The sequence below is a fragment of the Pseudomonas sp. TE3786 genome, from assembly GCF_054057335.1.
Genome location: NZ_JBSRZF010000022.1, coordinates 34,387 through 53,380, shown reverse-complemented (window position 1 = coordinate 53,380; position 18,994 = coordinate 34,387). Strand labels below are relative to the sequence as shown.

Genomic DNA, 18,994 nt, shown 5'->3' with positions numbered 1-18,994 from the left:
GATGGCCCATTGTCGAGGCGTCAAGGCCAGGCGGCGATTGGCTATATCGACAACTTTGTGTCAAATATAGCCAATATTTACCCCTGGCTAGCTGACTCATGCTGCGTATCGCTCTGTATGTTTGCCCGCAAACCGTCTGTTCAAGCCTGAGCACGGCGATGGACGCGTTTCAGTTGGCCAACCAGTTGGCGGGTGAGCGGGTGTTTCAGCTGCAACGCTTCAGCCTGGATGGCCATGGGGTGGATCTGCAGTTCGCGCGTATCAATGTCAACGGTGCGCTGCGCTTGGCCGAGACAGCGGATCTGGTTCTGCTGCCTGCCACCGGCAGCGCCATCGACACCACCCTGAGCAGCAACGCCGCCCTCCTCCCCTGGCTGGCAGCACAGGCCCCACAGCGCCATCTGGCCAGTCTGTGCAGCAGCGCCTTTCTGCTCGGCGCGGCCGGGGTGCTGGATGGCCGCACGGCCACTACGCACTGGAGTCTGGCGGCCACGTTTCGCCAGCGCTTTCCTTTGGTGAAGTTGCAGGTGGAGCAGTTGCTTACCCATGACGGTCAGGTGTTCTGCTCCGGGGGTGCCCAGGCTGGACTGGATCTGTGCCTGTACCTGATTGCCTGGCATGCCGGTGCCGACCTGGCGCAAAAGGTCGCGGCCGCCCTGGTGTTCGAACACAATCGCGGTCAGCAAACCCGCTTCGAGCCGCTGCTGCCCGAGGCCGCGCGCCACGACCCGCTGCAACCGCTGCTGCACTGGATGCACCAGCACTACGCCGAGGCGTTGGATCTGCAACGCCTGGCGCAACAAGCCAACTGCTCGCCGCGAACCTTGTTGCGGCGCTTTCGTGCCGGCACCGGCATCACCCCCAACGAGTACCTGCAACGTCTGCGCATCAGCGCGGCCCAGGCCGCCTTGCGCCAGCCATCACGTTCGCTGGAGCAGGTCGCCGCGCAGGTAGGCTTTGCCGATCGGGCGGCGTTCGCCAAGTTATTCAAACAGCTCTGCGGAGAAACGCCGGGGGCCTTTCGCCAGCGCCTGCGCGGCTGAGTACGAACCAGACAAAAACCGCCGCACCGCATAGAATCGCCGCAGCCTTTAGGAGACGCGCCCATGCTGATGGTGATTTCACCCGCCAAAACCCTGGATTACGACACCCCGCCTGTCACCACCCGCCATACCCAGCCGCAACATCTGGATCACGCTCAGCAACTGATCAGCCAACTGCGCGATTTCAGCCCGGCGCAGATTGCCGAGCTGATGCACCTGTCCGATAAGCTCGCCGGCCTTAACGCCGCGCGCTTTGGCAGCTGGACGCCGAAGTTCACCGCCAGGAACGCCAAACAGGCGCTGCTGGCATTCAAAGGTGATGTGTACACCGGCATGCACGCCGAAGACTTCAGCGAAGACGATTTCGACTTCGCGCAGAAACACCTGCGCATGCTCTCCGGCCTCTACGGCGTGTTACGCCCGCTGGACCTGATGCAGCCCTACCGCCTGGAAATGGGCACCAAGCTGGCCAATGCCCGTGGCAAAGACCTGTATGCGTTCTGGGGCGAAAACATCAGCGGCTGGCTGAACCAGGCGCTCAAAGCCCAGGGTGATGACGTGCTGCTCAACCTGGCCTCCAACGAATATTTTGGCGCGGTAAAACGCCAGGCCCTGAAAGCGCGGATCATCAACACCGACTTCAAGGACCAGAAGAACGGCCAGTACAAGATCATCAGCTTTTACGCCAAAAAGGCCCGCGGCATGATGGCGCGCTATGTGATCAAAGAACGCCTTACCGACCCGGCCGGCCTCAAGGACTTCAACTACCAGGGTTATCGCTTCGATGCGGCCCAGTCCAAACCGGACCACCTGGTGTTTCTGCGCGACGAAGCTGAGGACTGAGCAATTCCCGCAGGCAAAAAACAGCCGCATTGCGCGGCTGTTTTTGTTTGCACAGGTTAACTACCCTGCACTCCAGCGTTATGGCCTGATCTGGATGACTGCGTTGATCTTCTGCGCCTCCAGCAGTAGGTTTTTCAACGACGCAGGCGAGGTGTTAAGCGCATTGATAACCTCGTTGAAGGTCATGTCCAAGGTAGCGGGCATCCACACCCCGGCTTTGAACTGATAAGTAGCGCTCGTACCACGCGGAATCTTTACGGCCGTACCGCCGACCAACAGATTGTTTGCCCAGCTGGAGTAGCGAATCAGCTTGACGGTCGCGCCTTCGCTGGCGGTGGCAGGCAGGTAGATATTCTGCGTCCAGGCACCGTCGGCCAGCACAATGGTGGTGGTGGTCGGGGTACTCACATACTTGCTCAAACCGTCCGGTTTGTTGCCAATCGCATCAAACTGCACCTGCTTGGTTATGGTAAAGCCATCAGAGTGCCAAGCCCCATTGCTATAGGTGTAGGTACGAACTTCGCCTGGCAGCGGGGTATCAACTCCATACTCCTGGCTGACAATATCTGTAGGCCAACTCGCTGCTCGTTGAAACTTGAATACACTGCCTTCGGCTACGCCACTGGCTGGCAACACAAATGAACCGGTCCAGGCACCATCTCTGGTAATGACACTGATGCTTTTGTAGGTCTGCAGCAGCGCACCCACGTTAGCCGAGCGAATATCACTGTCACTGGTTAATGTGATCAGCTCCTTACGAGCAGCAGGCGTTACTTCTGTTGGCGTTACGGGGGTTGGAGTGACTGGTGGCACGAGATCAGCCGCTGTATCGGTACTGCTCATCGCCGCAATCATGGCATTGGTTTTGGCCACCTGCTCGGCCATCGACAACTGCTGACTGTTAGCGCCAAAGTTCCAGACAAACAAGCCACCAAAACCATTTTGCGCCTGCCATTTGGCCCGGGCGTTATTGTTCTCGTCGGTTTCTACAAACGGACCTGTGGGTGCCCACTGGGCATTGATGGTGTTACCCAGAACAACTTTGGTTTTGTCGCCCACTTTGTTCGCGTAGTTCTGCAACGCCACCTGATATTTGAAGTTCTTGCCGGCGTCGTAGGTCATCACGTTGAAAAAATTGAAAAGGTTCTTCGACTGAACCAACAGATCCGACACCTCGCCGTGGTGCGCAGAGCGATCTGTCTCGATATACGAGCAGTTCTCCACCACCCCACTGTTGGCGCATTCAACCGGATCGGCGCCGACATGGTAGGTGGTCAGCGACATGATCTTGTTGGCCGGTGCCAGGGCCTTGATGCGCATGGCCAGCGCCAGCAGGTTGGCACTTTCTTCAGGGGTGATGCGTGCGGCCTTTTCGAAGTCGAAGTCGACGCCGTCAATCTGCACGGTGCCGGCTTTCTGGTAATTGTTCAGGTTACAGATGCCGTCCCAATTGCTACTCAAGCAGTCGCCGGAAAGCTGCGATGCCGTAAGGCCTTTGGTATAGACGGGAAAGTCTTTGGTCAGTAACGCGACAATATTCTGCGCGAGAATTTCACGCGCTTCAGGCGTGGTTATATAGGACCAGATGCTTTCATAAGTTTGCCCACCAAACGCCAGCATAATCTTGCGCTGTGGATTGTTACGTTTAAGGTTGGTCCAGGCGGTATAACCCGGCGGCAGCCAATAGTCATTATAAGGAGGGGCGGTAACTAAATTGTCGGAGGAGCTGATGTTTCCGTTTGAGTCCCATTGGCCAAAGGAAAGAATATAAGTATCAACTTCCGACTTCTCCAAAGCGGCCGGATCCGACAAACCCCAAGACGTCAAATAAGCGATTTTGTGCGGGGTAGCAGCCGCATGTGCGGACAAGCAGGCACCCATTAATAGGGCTGCGTATAAGGCGTTGGCTTTAACCATTTAATTGATCTCGATGTAAATAACCTAGGGGGCTGGCGCATAGCTGCACAGCAGCGCGCCCATGCTAATTACCTCACCTTGAAAATATTGAAGGCTCGGTCTTCCTGAGCCATAAGAAAATTCTGTAAATATAAAATGGTCTGACCAGACATCCTGAAAACAGGCGACAGCGAGAGCGTCTGCGCTAAATATTCACCCCGATATCAAGACATCGCTAAGCAACGAACAAATGGAAACACCGCTTCGCTTACTCTTGACGTCAAAAAACAGCGAAGCGGCCAAGGAAACAGCACAAGTAGCAAGAAAGTTCCCTGAATGCCCCCCTAACTTTATAGCGGTGCTGCCGTGCTGGCTTTGCAGCACTGGCAGCTGTGCTCGCCCCCAACTTTAGTCATGGCAAAAAGTTATTGCACCGCTACACGCCCAGTACTTCAGGGTATACAGCGCCGCTGCCATTATCGTGCAATCATCCTATTGCTCCGCACTAAGGGAAAGTGCCGGGCAAGTCTGACGAACGGTAGGAACTATCATTAAATCTGCGGGCTCATAACCCCGTAACGACTTTTTACAGGTTGGTTTTCTTAGTGCTGCCCAGCAATGACCAGCCTAACTTGCTGAATAAGCCGTGGCTGTTTATTCGCACCAAGTCGGTACCGTTAACCGAAGCCGGTTAGCGAAACAGGAAGTGGCTCTAACGAACCAGCCAATAATGGAGAAGCAGGTAGAAGCAGACCTACTGCACAAGCCTCACCCAGGCTCTACGACCAGTGTTGGAGCGTAGGCCAAAGATCCGGGCGCATCCCTTTTACAACATGCCCAAACACGCATTCATAACCTGGATGTGACGAACTTATTATGCCTGCACTTTTGCGATCACAAGTTGCACGGTGCATTACCAGAGCAGTGGAAAGTTGCACACCCACTGTTTAACGGCGTAACTCAAAGTAATAGGTGAATACAATGCGTATTAGCATTTTTGGTTTAGGTTATGTCGGCGCAGTATGTGCCGGCTGCCTGTCTGCACGCGGCCATGAAGTTGTCGGTGTGGATGTTTCCACCGCCAAGATCGACCTGATCAATAACGGCAAATCGCCAATCGTCGAACCCGGCCTGGAAGCCCTGCTGCAGCAAGGGATCGACACCGGACGCCTGCGTGGCACCACTGATGTGGCCGCAGCGATTCGCGATACCGAACTGTCGATGCTATGCGTCGGTACCCCGAGTAAAAAGAATGGCGATCTGGAGCTCGATTACATCGAGTCGGTCTGCCGTGAAATCGGTTTTGTTCTGCGCGATAAAACCTCCCGGCACACTGTCGTCGTTAGAAGCACCGTGTTACCCGGCACGGTGAAAAACGTGGTGATCCCGATTCTGGAGGACTGCTCCGGGAAAAAAGCCGGGGTGGACTTCGGTGTGGCAGTGAACCCCGAGTTCCTGCGCGAAAGCACCGCGATCAAAGACTACGACCACCCACCGATGACCGTGATCGGTGAGCTGGACCGACAATCAGGCGACGCCCTCGAATCGCTGTACAGCGAACTGGACGCGCCGATCATCCGCAAAGACATCGAAGTTGCCGAGATGATCAAGTACACCTGCAACGTCTGGCACGCGGCCAAGGTCACCTTCGCCAACGAGATCGGCAATATCGCCAAGGCCGTCGGTGTGGACGGTCGCGAAGTAATGGACGTGGTCTGCCAGGACAAGACCCTCAATCTGTCCCAGTACTACATGCGTCCCGGCTTTGCCTTTGGCGGCTCGTGCCTGCCCAAGGATGTGCGCGCCCTCACCTATCGCGCCGGCCAACTGGACGTCGAACACCCGATGCTCGGTGCCATCATGCGCAGCAACGTGGCCCAGGTGCAGAACGCCTTCGACATTATCGCCAGCCACGACAAACGCAAAGTTGCCCTGCTTGGCCTGAGCTTCAAGGCCGGTACCGATGACCTGCGCGAAAGCCCGCTGGTGGAGCTGGCCGAGATGCTGATCGGCAAAGGTTTCGACCTGAGCATCTACGACAGCAATGTCGAATATGCGCGCGTGCACGGGGCCAACAAGGACTATATCGAGTCGAAGATCCCCCACGTTTCATCCTTGCTCAACAGCGACTTCAACCAGGTGGTTGATGGCTCCGACATCATCGTGCTGGGCAACCGCGACGAGCGTTTCCGACCCTTGGCGCAGCATGCCCCGGCGGGCAAGCAAGTGGTCGATCTGGTGGGCTTCATGAACCACACCAGCAACGGCACTACCGAAGGCATCTGCTGGTAGCCGTAAGGCCGAAGGCCCGCGCCTTCGGCCTTTACCCCGGCCTTGAACGCAATACGGCCAGGCGCGCAAACCACGCGCCGACGCCGAAGCTATGCCCAAAATCGACGTACAGGACACATAAATGGATAGGCTCAAGCAGGGTTTGGCAGAAGGTGCCGGGTGGTTGTTCTACCTCAGCCTGCTGTGCGGGCTCGCCCTCGCGCTACCCCGAACGGTGTTCGACCCCGAGTCGAAAGACTTTATCTTTCTGATCGGCGCGGTCGGCATCTGGCGCTACTCCATGGGTGCCATGCACTTTCTGCGCGGCGTGCTGTTTCTGTATGTGGTATTTCCGCACTACCGGCGCAAGGCGGCCAAGCTGGGAACAGCGGCCGACCCTTCCCATGTATTTCTGATGGTCACCAGTTTTCGTATCGACGCGCTGACCACCGCGCAGGTGTACCAATCGGTAATCCGCGAGGCGATTGAAAGCGGCTACCCGACCACCGTGGTGTGCTCCATCGTCGAACTCTCGGATGAGTTTCTGGTGAAAAGCCTGTGGGAGAAATACAACCCACCGGAACACGTCACCCTCGACTTCGTGCGCATTGCCGGCACCGGCAAACGCGATGGCCTGGCCCACGGTTTTCGCGCCATTTCCCGGCACCTGCCCGACCGCGATGCAGTAGTGGCGGTGATCGATGGCGACAGCGTGCTGGAGCCTGGTGTGGTGCGCCGCACCGTGCCGTATTTCAAGCTGTTCCCCAATGTCGGTGGCCTCACTACCAACGAATTCTGCGAAGTGCGCGGCAGCTACATCATGAGTGAGTGGCACAAGCTGCGCTTCGCCCAGCGGCACATCAACATGTGCTCCATGGGGCTGTCCAAGCGGGTGCTGACCCTGACCGGGCGGATGTCGATGTTCCGCGCCCCGGTGATCAGCAATCCGGAGTTTATCGCCGACGTCGAAAGCGACTCCCTGGACCACTGGCGCCTGGGCCGTTTCAAGTTCCTTACCGGTGACGACAAGTCCAGCTGGTACAGCCTGATGCGCCTGGGCTACGACACCTTCTACGTACCCGATGCCGCCATCAACACGGTCGAGCACCCGCCGGAAAAAAGCTTTATCAAGGCCAGCCGCAAGCTGATGTTCCGCTGGTACGGCAACAACCTGCGGCAGAATTCGCGGGCCATGAAACTGGGTAAAAAGCGCCTGGGCCTGTTCACCAGCCTGGTGCTGTTCGACCAGCGCGTATCGATGTGGACCTGCCTGCTCGGCCTCACCGTGGCGATCATCGCCAGCCTCAAATACAGCGTCGCCTTTCTGCTCGTCTACCTGCTGTGGATCGGCTTTACCCGCCTGGTACTGACCCTGTTGCTGGCCATCAGCGGCCACCACATCGGCCCGGCCTACCCGGTGATTCTCTATTACAACCAGATCGTCGGCGCGCTGGTGAAGATCTACGTGTTCTTCCGCCTTGACCAACAATCCTGGACGCGTCAGCCAACCAGACTCAACCGCGACCTGGCCAGCTTTCAGCAGTGGTTCAACACCTGGTCGTCCCGAACCATGACCTTCTCCGCCGCCAGCGTGTTTGTCGCCACGTTGCTGCTGGTGGTGTGAGTCGCCGCCATCAACGGATCAATACCTTTGAGTAGGAACAACGCCATGAATACAGCCGTGAACGTCAATGTGGTGCACGAATCCGAAGCCCAGCGCCAGCACGCCCGGGTGCGCCTGCCGGCGAAGATCCGCTTCAGCGGCAAGAACCGCGAAGTGGTCGAACAGACCGTGATGGATATCTCCGCCGGTGGTTTCAGCTACGGCGCGATCAACAGCAACGTACGCGTCGGCGACTTCCACAAAGGCAAAATGCTCTTTGTCATCGACAACATCACCCTGGCCATCGACGTCGAGTTCCAGGTGCGCTCGGTGGACTTCGACGCCAACCGCATCGGCTGCCAGTTCAGCAACCTGCGCCCACGGGAAATCAGCACCCTGCGTCACCTGATCACCGCCCATTTGAGCGGCGAGCTGGTCAGCGTCGGCGAACTGCTCACCACCCTGCAGCGGGAAAACTTCACCAAAGCGCGCAAGCAGAAACTTGGTAGCGGCATGAGCGCCTTTGCCCGTCTACGCGCGGTCACCTTCAGCATCGCGCTGTTTGTGGTCGGTCTGCTGGCCTTCGGTTTTCTGTTCAAGTCGATCTACAGCCTGTACTTCGTCACCCATGCCCAATCGGCCCTGGTGCAGGTCCCCGGCATGCAGGTGACCATGCCCCGTGAAGGCACGGTGCAAAGCCTGATCGGTGCCGACGGCGCAGTGAAAAAAGGCGCGCCAATCGCCACCTTCAGCGCCTCGATGCTGGAGATGCTCAAGGGCCATCTGGACGACAAGGACCTGAGCCCGAGCAATGTCGCCAACCTGTTCAACAAGCAGATGAAAGGCACCCTGACCAGCCCCTGCGACTGCGTGCTGGCCAAGCAATACGTGGCCGACGGCCAATACGCGAGCAAGGGCGATGTGATCTTCGACCTGGTCTCCCGTGAAGCCACCGCGCAAGTGGAAGCACGTTTCCCCTACAGCAAATTCAACGAGATCAAACCGGGTGCGCGGGTGAATTTCCAAGTGGCCGGCGTCGACGAAGTGCGCGGCGGCAAGGTGCTCAGCAGCAGCCTGAATGACACCGGCAACCTGTCTTCGGATATCCGCGTCAGCATCCAGCCGGATGAACCGCTGGACAACGCCCTGGCCGGCCGCCCTGTGGAAGTGAGCAGCGACAACGGTCCTTCCTTGGGCTGGTTTATCGACAAAGCCAACGCAGCAGGGCTCTGATTATGCCGAGTACTCAACCCAAGCTTCTGCTGTTGGCCATGGCCCTGAGTATGGCCGGCTGCGCCGGGCTGCCGGACCAGCGCCTGGCTAACGAGGCATTGAAAAACGGCGACACCGCCACCGCCCAGGCCAACTACCAAGCCCTGGCGGATATGGGTTACGCCGATGCCTCCGTAGGCCTGGCCGATATCCAGCTGGAAAGCGGTGACCCGGCGCAGTTGGCCGCTGCCGAAAACACCTACCGTCAGGCCGCCGATAACTCGCCACGCGCCGCCTCACGGCTGGGCCGCCTGCTGGCAACCAAACCGAATGCCACCGAGGCTGAACACAAGGAAGCGGAGCAGCGCCTGAAGCAAGCTTTCGCCAACGGTGAAGAAGGCGCGGTGCTGCCCCTGGCCATGCTCTACCTGCAATACCCGCAAAGCTTCCCCGAGGTGAATGCCCAGGAAAAAATCAGCCAGTGGCGTGAGCAAGGTCATCCGCAAGCGGAGCTGGCTCAGGTGCTGCTCTATCGCACCCAGGGCAGCTACGACGCGCACCTGGCGGACGTGGAAAAGATCTGCAAAGCCGCGCTTAACACGGCCGACGTTTGCTATGTGGAACTGGCCACCGTGTACCAGAAGCGTGGCGAAGCGGATAAGCAGAAAGCCCTGGTGGACCAACTGCGCGGAGCCTATGGCCGTGGCGTAGTGCCGGCGGCGCGGATGGAAGGTGTGGCGCAGGTTTTGGCCGATCCGGAGCTGGTTGCAGGCCCTCAAGGTGGAGAGAGCGGCGGCAAAACCGACCCCGCCACCGCGCAACAGATGCTCGAACAGATCGCCCCCACCTACCCCGCTGCCTGGGTGAGCCTGGCGCAGTTGCTCTATGACTACCCCGAGCAGGGCGACATCGACAAGCTGCTCGAGTACCTGAAAAAGGGCCGCGAGGCGGCGCAACCGCGCGCCGAACTGTTGCTCGGCAAGCTCTATTACGAAGGCAAGCTGCTGCCCGCCGACCCGGAGAAAGCCGAAGCGCACCTGCTCAAGGCGGCGCAAAGCGAGACCAGCGCCAACTACTACCTGGGCCAGATGTATCGCCGTGGCTACCTCGGCCAAGTCCAGCCGCAGCAGGCACTAGACCGCCTACTGGCCGCCGCCCGCGCCGGGCAGAACAGCGCCGATTTCGCCCTGGCGCAGATGTTCTCCCAAGGCCGCGGCATCGCCCCCGATCCGGTGAACGCCTATGTGTTCAGCCAGATCGCCGTGCAAAAAGGCACAGCGCAAGCGCCGGAACTGGCGGCGCAGATCGAACAGCAATTACCCCCTGACTCGCGCCCCCAAGCGGAACGCTTGCTGCGCGAGGAACAGGCCTTGCGTGGCGCAACGCTACAAACAGCGACCCAGATGCAAGCCATGCAAAGTCAGGACGGGCAGGAGCCACTATGAATCGCACAAAACGTAAAACCGCAAACACATGGACGCGCGCCGGTTTTTGCCTCAGCGCGACCTTGATCACCGCCCATTCCGCCTGGGCCGTGCAGATGACCGACAGCAGCAGCTACGGCCTGGACGTGAAGATCACCGCCCAATCCGAAGATGACCGCGACCTCGGCACCCGCAGCGGCGGCGATGTAAACGGTATCGGTATCGACCTGCGCCCCTGGGTGTATGGCAAGCGCGGCAACTGGAGCGGCTATGCCATGGGCCAGGCGGTGAGCGCCACCGACATCATCGAAACCGACACCCTGCAACAACCCGAAGACGGCGAAAACACCGATAGCGGCAGCGGCGACGACCGCCGTCAGCCGGACAAAAGTTACCTGGCCCTGCGCGAATTCTGGGTGGGTTATTCGGGCCTCACCCCCTACCCCGGCGAAGAACTGCGCCTGGGTCGCCAGCGCCTGCGCAACGACGACGGCATGTGGCGCGACACCAATATCGAAGCGCTGAACTGGACCTTCGATACCACCCTGCTGAAAGCCAATCTGGGTGTCGCCGAACGCTTTAGCGAATACCGCACCGATATCGACGAACTCTCGCCCAAAGACAAAGACCGTCTGCATATTTACGGCGACGTCGCGGCGCAATGGACACCCGGTCACTGGGTGGGCCTGAACGTGCAGCACGCCCGTGACGACGGCAACCTCAATAGCCCTGGCGAAAGCGTCGATGAACTGGATAAAACCAGCACCGGCGATCTCACCTGGGTCGGCCTGCAAGCCAATAGCGATGCCTACAACCCACGCAACGAAAACCGCCTGAACTACTGGGCCAGCGTCACCAGCCTGACCGGTGACCGGGATCGCCTGACCACCCAGAGCGTGGGCGGCGAAGAGTTTGCCACCGGCAAGCAGAGCGGCGATGTCAGCGCCTGGGCCACCGACCTGGGCCTGCGCTGGAAATTCGATGAAAACTGGCAGATCGGCGGTGCCTACGCCCGCGGTAGCGGCGGCGGGGGTGACGATGGCGGCGACAACTACGAGCAGACCGGCCTGCAAAGCAACCGCTCCACCTACACCGGCACGCGCTCGCGGGTGCATCGCTTTGGTGAGGCGTTTCGTGGCGAGCTAAGCAACCTGCAGGCGGCCACGCTGTTCGGCTCCTGGCAGCTACGCGAGGACTACGACGCCAGCCTGGTGTACCACAAGTTCTGGCGCGTCGATGACCAGCAGCCCATCGGCACCAGCGGCATCAACGCCGCCATGCAGGACGGCGAAAAAGACGTTGGCCAGGAAGTGGATCTGGTGCTCACCAAGTACTTCAAACAGGGTCTGCTACCCGCCTCCCTCAGCCAGGCCATCGACGAACCATCGGCCCTGGTGCGCTTTCGCGGCGGCGTATTCAAGCCCGGCGATGCCTACGGCCCGGATGCCGACTCGTATATGCACCGCGCCTTCGTCGATGTGATCTGGCGCTTCTGATGACGCGGCCATGGAGAACTCCTGACATGCCTGACCAGACCCCGCCGTTGCTTGCGCTGCTATTGGCTGGTGCGCTGCTGCTCAGTGGCTCGGCCCTGGCCGTCGAAGCACCGGCCACCCCCAGCCAACAGGATGTGGCGCGCGCCAGTGACGCGCCCCTTCCACAAGCAGGTGAAGACGGCAAACCGCAGGCCACCAAAGAGCTGCGCCAAGCCAAGAGCTACACCGTGACCACCGCGCCCACCAAGGCCCTGGAGCTGGACGCACCGAAGTTGCCCGACCTCAGCGGCTACACCGCGAAGGCGGTCAACGCCAAGATCGAGCGCAGCAAAAAGGGCAGCGTCACGGTCCGGCGCATGGTGCAGCAAGACGCCCTGAAAGAATTTATCGGCGGCAACAACCGCATGGCCGAGTGGGTGACCCGCCAGCGCGGTATGCCCCAGGCAATCTTCGTCGAGGGCGGCTATATGAGCTTCAGCGAGCTGACCAAGAAGGTGCCCAAGCAGTACCTCAGCAGTGATGCCGATGGCACCTACACCCTGCGCCTGCCACTGGTGGTGGCGCACAACGCCAGCCTGCAGATCGACAAAGACGTAAAAGAACTGCACCTGTCGCAAGACCGCGGCGCGTTTATCGTCAACGACGGCAAGCTGTTTATCACCGACACCCGGCTGACCGGTTGGAATGAAGCGAAAAAGGCCCCGGCCACGTTTAAAAAACCGGAAGAATTCCGTCCGTTTCTGCTGTCCTGGGGCGGCACCGAGACCTATATCGTCAACAGCAAGATCGCAAGCTTTGGCTACAACACCAGTAAGTCCTACGGCCTGAGCATTTCCCAGTACACACCGAACATGAGCAAGCAGATGGGCCGTGGCATGCCCACCGGCTGGATCATCGGCTCCGAGTTCTCGGACCTGTGGTACGGCTTCTACTGCTACGAAACCCAAGACTTCGTGGTGAAAGACAACACCTACCGCGACAACATCATCTACGGCATCGACCCCCACGACCGTTCCCGTCGCCTGATCATTTCCGGCAACACCGTATACGGCACCCACAAAAAGCACGGGATCATCATTTCCCGCGAAGTGGATGACAGCTGGATCATCCATAACAAGGTCTACGAGAACGCCCTTTCCGGCATCGTTATCGACCGCAACAGCGTCAACAACCTGGTGGCCTACAACGAGGTTTACCGCAACCAATCCGACGGCATCACCCTGTACGAAAGCTCCAACAACCTGCTGTGGGGCAACAAGGTGCTGAGCAACCAGCGCCACGGCATTCGCCTGCGCAACAGCACCAACATTCGCCTGTACGAAAACCTGGCGGTGGATAACCGCCTGGTGGGCGTGTACGGCCATATCAAAGACTTGAGCGACACCGACCGCGATATCGACCTCGACCCCTTCGATACCAAGGTGTCGATGATCGTGGTCGGCGGCCAGCTGATCAGCAATGGCTCCGGGCCTTTGTCCATCGACTCGCCGTTGTCGGTGGAGCTGTACCGGGTGGCCATGCTGGCGCCGACCAAATCCTCGGGTATCAGCTTTTCGGGAATTCTCGGCGACAAGCAAAACGAAATTCTGGACCTGATGGTCCGCCAGGATAAGGCAGTGCTGATCGACCCCGTTGAAAGCCAGGCCGAACTTCAGGACTGAGGAGCATGCATTCCATGACAGCAACCACCACAACCCGCCATTGGCTCGCCCCTTCTGCCCTGGCTATGGCACTGCTGGCAGCCAGCAGTCTGAGCCAGGCTGCTGACGAAGGCGTGCCGCAGTACAAAGTGAGCGGCAACCCGCCACTGTGCCCCGCCGCCGCCAATAACGGCCTGTACAACACTAAATACCTGGGCTTCTTTACCCACCTGGTACAGGCCCAGGACGACTGGCTGTTCCGCACCACCTACGACCTGCGCACCGACTTCGGCACCAGCCCCGAGGGCTACGCCAAACTCAAGGGGCTGCGCGATGCCCTGCACCAAAAAGGCATCGAGCTGGTGGTGGTCTACCAACCCACCCGAGGCCTGGTGAACCGGGAAAAACTCACCCCCGCCGAAAAGGCCGCGTTCAACTACGACCTGGCGAAAAAGAACTACCTGGCGACCATCGAAAAACTGCGCGCCACCGGCCTGTACGTGCCCGACTACAGCCCGCTGTTCGATGAAAAGGAAGAGCACGCCTTCTACTTCAAGGGCGACCACCACTGGACCCCATACGGTGCCGAGCGTGCCGCGAAGATCACTGCCGAAACGCTGAAAGAAGTCCCAGGCTTTGCCGACATTCCCAAGCAGCAATACGAGAGCAAGCGCGTCGGCCTGCTAAGCAAACTCGGCACCTTCCACAAGGCCGCCGCCCAGCTGTGTGGCAATAGCTACGCCACCCAGTACGTCGACCGTTTTGAAACCACGGTGGCCGGCAGTGGCGATGCCGCTGGCGGTGAAGGCGATCTGTTTGGCGATGAAAGCCAGCCACAGGTGGCGCTGGTGGGCACCAGTAACAGCGGTCCGGCCTATAACTTCGCCGGTTTTCTGGAGCAATACAGCGGCGCGGAAATTCTGAATAACGCCATCTCCGGCGGTGGTTTCGACAGCTCCCTGCTGCAATACCTGAGCAGCCAGGAGTTCCACGAACACCCACCGAAAATCATCGTCTGGGAATTCGCCACCCACTACGACATGGCGCAGAAAAGCTTCTACCGCCAAGCCATGCCGCTGGTGGACAACGGCTGCGAAGGACAACAAGCAGTACTTAAAAACGATGTAAAGCTGCACAACGGCGCTACCGAGATTCTGGTCAACGGCAAGAACCAATTGCTCAACCTGCAGGGCAACCAGTACCAGGTTGACCTGACCTTCAGCGACCCCTCGGTAAAAACCCTGAAGGCCACCATCTGGTACCTGAATGGCCGCCGGGAAAACTTGAAACTGGAACAGAGCGCCGCTGCCGATACCGGCGGCCGTTATGTCTTCCAACTGCGCAACGACCCTGGCTGGGCAGACCTGAACATGCTCGCCATGGAAATTCACAGCCCCGAGCAGATGCCGGACAACCTCAGCGTCAAAGCCACGCTGTGCAAACGGCCAAACCTCGGTGGCGGCACCCTTACGGCGAAAGCCGCAGGAGGCACAGACTCATGAACACCTCCCATCCGTTGCTACGCGGGGTTGCGCTCAGCACCCTGATTTTTGCCGGCAGCGCCAGCGCGGCGCTGGTTCCACCCCAGGGCTACTACGCGCCCATCGAAAGCCACAAAAGCAAACCGCCGCAAGAGCAGTGCGGCGCGCCGCCCAAGCCGTACACCGACAAGCTGGTGTTCCGCAGCAAATATGAAGGCTCGGACAAAGCCCGCGCCACGCTCAACAAGGAGTCGGAAAAAGCCTTTCGCGACTCCACCGCGAGCATCACCGAGCTTGAGCGAGGCGTGAGCAAGCAAGTGATGGGCTATATGCGCGATGGCCGCCAGGAGCAGCTCGACTGCACGCTGAGCTGGCTGACCAGCTGGGCCCAGGCCGATGCGCTGCTGTCCACCGACTTCAACCACACCGGCAAGTCGATGCGCAAATGGGCCCTGGGCAGCGTGGCCTCGGCCTACCTGCGGCTGAAGTTCTCCGAGTCCAAACCGCTGGCCAACTATGGCCAGCAATCCCAGCTGATCGAAGGTTGGTTCGCCAAGCTTGGCGAGCAGGTGGTGAAGGACTGGAGCTACCTGCCACTCAAGCAAGTGAACAACCACTCCTACTGGGCGGCCTGGTCGGTCATGGCCACCGCCGTGGCCACCAACCGCCAGGACCTGTTCGACTGGTCCGTGGAGCAGTTCCGTGTCGGAGCCAACCAGGTCGATGCCGACGGCTACCTGCCCAACGAACTCAAACGCAAACAGCGCGCCCTGTCCTACCACAACTACGCCCTGCCGCCGCTGGCGATGATTGCCAGTTTTGCCCAGGCCAACAACGTCGACCTGCGCACGGAAAATCGCGATGCCTTGAGCCGTTTGGCCAAGCGGGTGATGGAAGGGGTCAACGACCCCGATGAGTTCGCCGACAAGGCCGGCCAGAAGCAGGACATGGACGACCTCAAGATCGACAGCAAATACGCCTGGCTGGAACCCTACTGCACCCTCTACCAGTGCGGTGCCGATACGCTGAAATGGAAACAGTCGATGCAGCCGTTCAAGACCTTCCGCCTCGGTGGCGATTTGACCCGGGTGTATGACCCCAAGGCGGAGAAAAAGAGCTCCTGAGCAAACGCTGGCCCCGTAGGAGCGGCTACAGCCGCGATTGCTTGTTAACGATCAACAGCATCGCGACTGAAGTCGCTCCTACAAGGGCCCAAGTGGCTGGAAAGAACGTTATCCCTCCGGAAACCCTGGGGGGGTTGGGGGGGATGTGGCGCTAGCCACGTCCTCTGAACCGAAGGTGAAGATGGAGAGAGGCGGATGGTTTTCTCGTCCAACGTGTTCCTGTTCTTGTTCCTGCCGATCTTTCTCGGCTTGTACTACTTGAGCGGGCGACGCTATCGCAACTTGCTGCTGCTGATTGCCAGCTACGTGTTCTACGCCTGGTGGCGAGTGGACTTCCTCGCCCTGTTCGCCGGGGTCACCCTGTGGAACTACTGGATCGGCCTCAAGGTGGGTGCCGCCGGGGTGCGCAGCAAACCGGCACAGCGTTGGCTGCTGCTCGGTGTGGGGGTGGACCTGTGCATTCTGGGCTACTTCAAATACGCCAACTTTGGCGTCGACAGCCTCAACGCCATCATCACCTCGTTCGGCCTTGAGCCCTTTATCCTCACCCATGTGCTGCTGCCAATCGGCATCTCGTTCTACATCTTCGAGTCGATCAGCTACATCATCGACGTGTACCGCGGCGACACCCCGGCCACCCGCAACCTGATCGACTTCGCCGCCTTTGTGGCGATCTTCCCGCACCTGATTGCCGGCCCGGTGCTGCGCTTTCGCGACCTCGCCGACCAGTTCAACAACCGCACCCACACCCTGGATAAATTCAGCGAAGGTGCCACGCGTTTTATGCAGGGTTTTATCAAGAAGGTGTTTATCGCCGACACCCTGGCGGTGCTCGCCGACCATTGTTTCGCCCTGCAAAACCCCACCACTGGCGACGCCTGGCTTGGCGCTCTGGCGTACACCGCGCAGCTGTATTTCGACTTTTCCGGCTACAGCGATATGGCCATCGGCCTGGGTCTGATGATGGGCTTTCGCTTTATGGAGAACTTCAAGCAGCCCTATATCAGCCAGTCCATCACCGAGTTCTGGCGGCGCTGGCATATCAGCCTGTCCACCTGGCTGCGCGACTACCTGTACATCACCCTGGGTGGCAACCGCGGTGGCAAATTCGCCACCTATCGCAACCTGTTCCTGACCATGCTGCTCGGCGGTTTGTGGCACGGAGCCAACATCACCTACATCGTCTGGGGTGCCTGGCATGGCGTGTGGCTGGCGATTGAAAAGGCCATCGGCATCAACACCGCGCCGCGCAGTTTCAATGTGCTGCGCTGGGCCTTGACCTTCTTGCTGGTGATCATGGGCTGGGTGATTTTCCGCGCCGAGAACCTGCACGTCGCCGGGCGCATGTACGGTGCCATGTTCAGCTTCGGCGACTGGCAGCTGTCGGAACTCAACCGCGCCAGCCTCACCGGTCTGCAAGTGGCGACCCTGGTGGTGGCCTATGCCACCCTGGCCTTCTTTGGTCTGCGCGACTTCTACACCAACCCGCCAACCAAGCCGCAAGTCAGCACTGAAGCGGACGGCCCGGCCACCGCGCAACCCGGCACCGTCAAAGCCGTGCCCGGTGAGCAGCCGACCATTCATGTGCCTGGCTACACCGTCGGCAGCGACGCCAACGTGCAAGCGGCCTACTGGACCACCGACCGGCCGCGTTACGCCATGCGCGCCCTGGTGCTGCTGCTGTTTGTCGCCTCGATTCTCAAGCTCTCGGCGCAGAGCTACTCGCCCTTCCTCTACTTCCAGTTCTGAGCGAGCCGACCATGACCCGATCCTTACGCATTCTCTATATCGCCGTGTTCCTCGGCCTGCTGCTGGGCTTGGGCCTGTGGTCGTTGCGCGGCTTTATGGGCTTTAACACCACGCCGCAAGACACCGTGCTCAACGGCAAATGGGCCAAGGCCACGGAAACCCAGTACGACAAGGAGTTCCCGCTGAAACGCCTGGGCACCAACCTCTGGGCCGCATTGGACTTCAAGCTGTTTAACGAAGGCCGTCCCGGCGTGGTGCTGGGCCGCGATCAGTGGCTGTTCAGCGATGAAGAGTTCAACCCCATCGCGAACGGCAGCCAGTACCAGGATGAAAACCTGGCATTGATCCAGGGCGTGCGCGAGCAGTTGGATAAAAACGGCGTGAAGCTGGTGCTCGCTATCGTCCCGGCCAAAGCGCGGCTGTACCCGGAACATATCGGCGACCAAGAGCCGGCCAAGCTGCATGAAGACCTGTATCAGCGCTTCCACGCCAGCGCCGAACAGGCCGGCATTCTTGCCCCCGACCTGCTCACCCCGCTGCAACACGCCAAGCTGCAAGGCCAGGTGTTTCTGCGCACCGACACCCACTGGACGCCCATGGGCGCTGAAGTGGTCGCGCAGAACCTGGGTGCCAGCGTGGCGCAGAAAGCTCCGCTGGATGCGCCGCCGCAGCAGTTCGTCACCGAAGCCAAGCAGGCCGAACCCTACAAGGGCGACCTGACCACCTTCCTGCCGCTGGACCCGCTGTTCAGCAACCTGCTGCCCAAGCCCGACCAACTGCAACAACGCACCACCCGCGCCGCCGAAGAAGGCAGCAGCGAGGGCGGTGACGACGCGTTGTTTGCCGACAGCCAAGTGCCGGTGGCGCTGGTAGGCACCAGCTATAGCGCCAACCCGCACTGGAACTTTGTCGGTGCCCTGCAACAGGCGTTGCAAAGCGACGTGGTCAGCTACGCCGAAAACGGCCATGGCCCCATCGAGCCGATGCTCAAGTACCTGCAAAGCGGTGCCTTCAAAGACTCGGCACCGCAGTTGGTGATCTGGGAATTCCCCGAACGCTATCTGCCAATGAAAACCAACCTGAGCGATTTCGACCCGAACTGGATCGCTCAACTAAAGGCCGCCGGTGCGGCCACCCGCAACCTGGCCACTTCAGCGGCCAGCCACTCACCGTTGCCAATTCAGGCAAACCGCTAGACCCGGTGCTGCTCGA

The 18,994-nt window shown here is 59.8% G+C and carries 13 protein-coding genes; 12 read left to right on the top strand and 1 reads right to left on the bottom strand.

Going from position 1 to position 18,994, the window contains the following annotated elements:
• Nucleotides 1-98: 98 nt before the first annotated feature.
• Entirely contained in the window at nt 99-1,043 is a 945-nt protein-coding gene (locus ACVW0Y_RS20445; protein WP_457440935.1) for a GlxA family transcriptional regulator, read from the top strand.
• Nucleotides 1,044-1,106: 63 nt separating this feature from the next.
• Nucleotides 1,107-1,886 carry a peroxide stress protein YaaA gene (gene yaaA / locus ACVW0Y_RS20440; RefSeq protein ID WP_457440934.1) on the top strand — a complete coding sequence of 260 codons (780 nt, stop codon included), beginning with the start codon at nt 1,107-1,109 and terminating at the stop codon, nt 1,884-1,886.
• Between the two features lie 78 nt (nt 1,887-1,964).
• On the opposite strand, the gene ACVW0Y_RS20435 is transcribed toward yaaA, so the two are convergent.
• On the bottom strand, nt 1,965-3,803 hold the full coding sequence (locus tag ACVW0Y_RS20435; protein WP_457440933.1) for a glycosyl hydrolase family 18 protein: 1,839 nt from the start codon (nt 3,801-3,803) through the stop codon (nt 1,965-1,967).
• Between the two features lie 960 nt (nt 3,804-4,763).
• Here ACVW0Y_RS20435 and algD point away from each other — a divergent pair.
• The 10 genes from algD (at nt 4,764) to ACVW0Y_RS20385 (ending at nt 18,978) form a co-directional block, all read left to right on the top strand.
• A complete protein-coding gene (gene algD / locus ACVW0Y_RS20430) occupies nt 4,764-6,074 on the top strand; it encodes a GDP-mannose 6-dehydrogenase (protein ID WP_457440932.1) in 1,311 nt (436 codons plus the stop codon).
• A gap of 121 nt (nt 6,075-6,195) precedes the next feature.
• Nucleotides 6,196-7,677 carry a mannuronan synthase gene (gene alg8, locus ACVW0Y_RS20425; RefSeq protein WP_457440931.1) on the top strand — a complete coding sequence of 494 codons (1,482 nt, stop codon included), beginning with the start codon at nt 6,196-6,198 and terminating at the stop codon, nt 7,675-7,677.
• A gap of 45 nt (nt 7,678-7,722) precedes the next feature.
• Nucleotides 7,723-8,889 carry a PilZ domain-containing protein gene (locus ACVW0Y_RS20420; protein ID WP_457440930.1) on the top strand — a complete coding sequence of 389 codons (1,167 nt, stop codon included), beginning with the start codon at nt 7,723-7,725 and terminating at the stop codon, nt 8,887-8,889.
• Nucleotides 8,890-8,891: 2 nt separating this feature from the next.
• Nucleotides 8,892-10,313, top strand: coding sequence for an alginate biosynthesis TPR repeat lipoprotein AlgK (algK, locus tag ACVW0Y_RS20415; protein ID WP_457440929.1), 1,422 nt, complete (start codon nt 8,892-8,894; stop codon nt 10,311-10,313).
• Entirely contained in the window at nt 10,310-11,788 is a 1,479-nt protein-coding gene (locus ACVW0Y_RS20410; protein WP_457440928.1) for an alginate export family protein, read from the top strand. The genes algK and ACVW0Y_RS20410 overlap by 4 nt, the downstream gene beginning before the upstream one ends.
• A 26-nt stretch (nt 11,789-11,814) precedes the next feature.
• Nucleotides 11,815-13,449, top strand: a complete 1,635-nt coding sequence (algG, locus tag ACVW0Y_RS20405) for a mannuronan 5-epimerase AlgG (RefSeq protein WP_457440927.1) — start codon at nt 11,815-11,817, stop codon at nt 13,447-13,449.
• A 14-nt stretch (nt 13,450-13,463) separates the two neighbouring features.
• The gene (locus ACVW0Y_RS20400; protein WP_457440926.1) at nt 13,464-14,930 is read left to right on the top strand and encodes an alginate O-acetyltransferase; all 1,467 of its coding nucleotides are present in this window, start codon (nt 13,464-13,466) and stop codon (nt 14,928-14,930) included.
• Nucleotides 14,927-16,033, top strand: coding sequence for a mannuronate-specific alginate lyase (locus ACVW0Y_RS20395; RefSeq protein WP_457440925.1), 1,107 nt, complete (start codon nt 14,927-14,929; stop codon nt 16,031-16,033). Before ACVW0Y_RS20400 ends, ACVW0Y_RS20395 begins: the two co-directional genes overlap by 4 nt.
• Nucleotides 16,034-16,228: 195 nt before the next feature.
• A complete protein-coding gene (locus ACVW0Y_RS20390; protein WP_457440924.1) occupies nt 16,229-17,782 on the top strand; it encodes an MBOAT family O-acyltransferase in 1,554 nt (517 codons plus the stop codon).
• 11 nt (nt 17,783-17,793) lie between these two features.
• Nucleotides 17,794-18,978 carry an alginate O-acetyltransferase gene (locus ACVW0Y_RS20385; protein WP_457440923.1) on the top strand — a complete coding sequence of 395 codons (1,185 nt, stop codon included), beginning with the start codon at nt 17,794-17,796 and terminating at the stop codon, nt 18,976-18,978.
• The last annotated feature ends 16 nt before the right edge of the window (nt 18,979-18,994 follow it).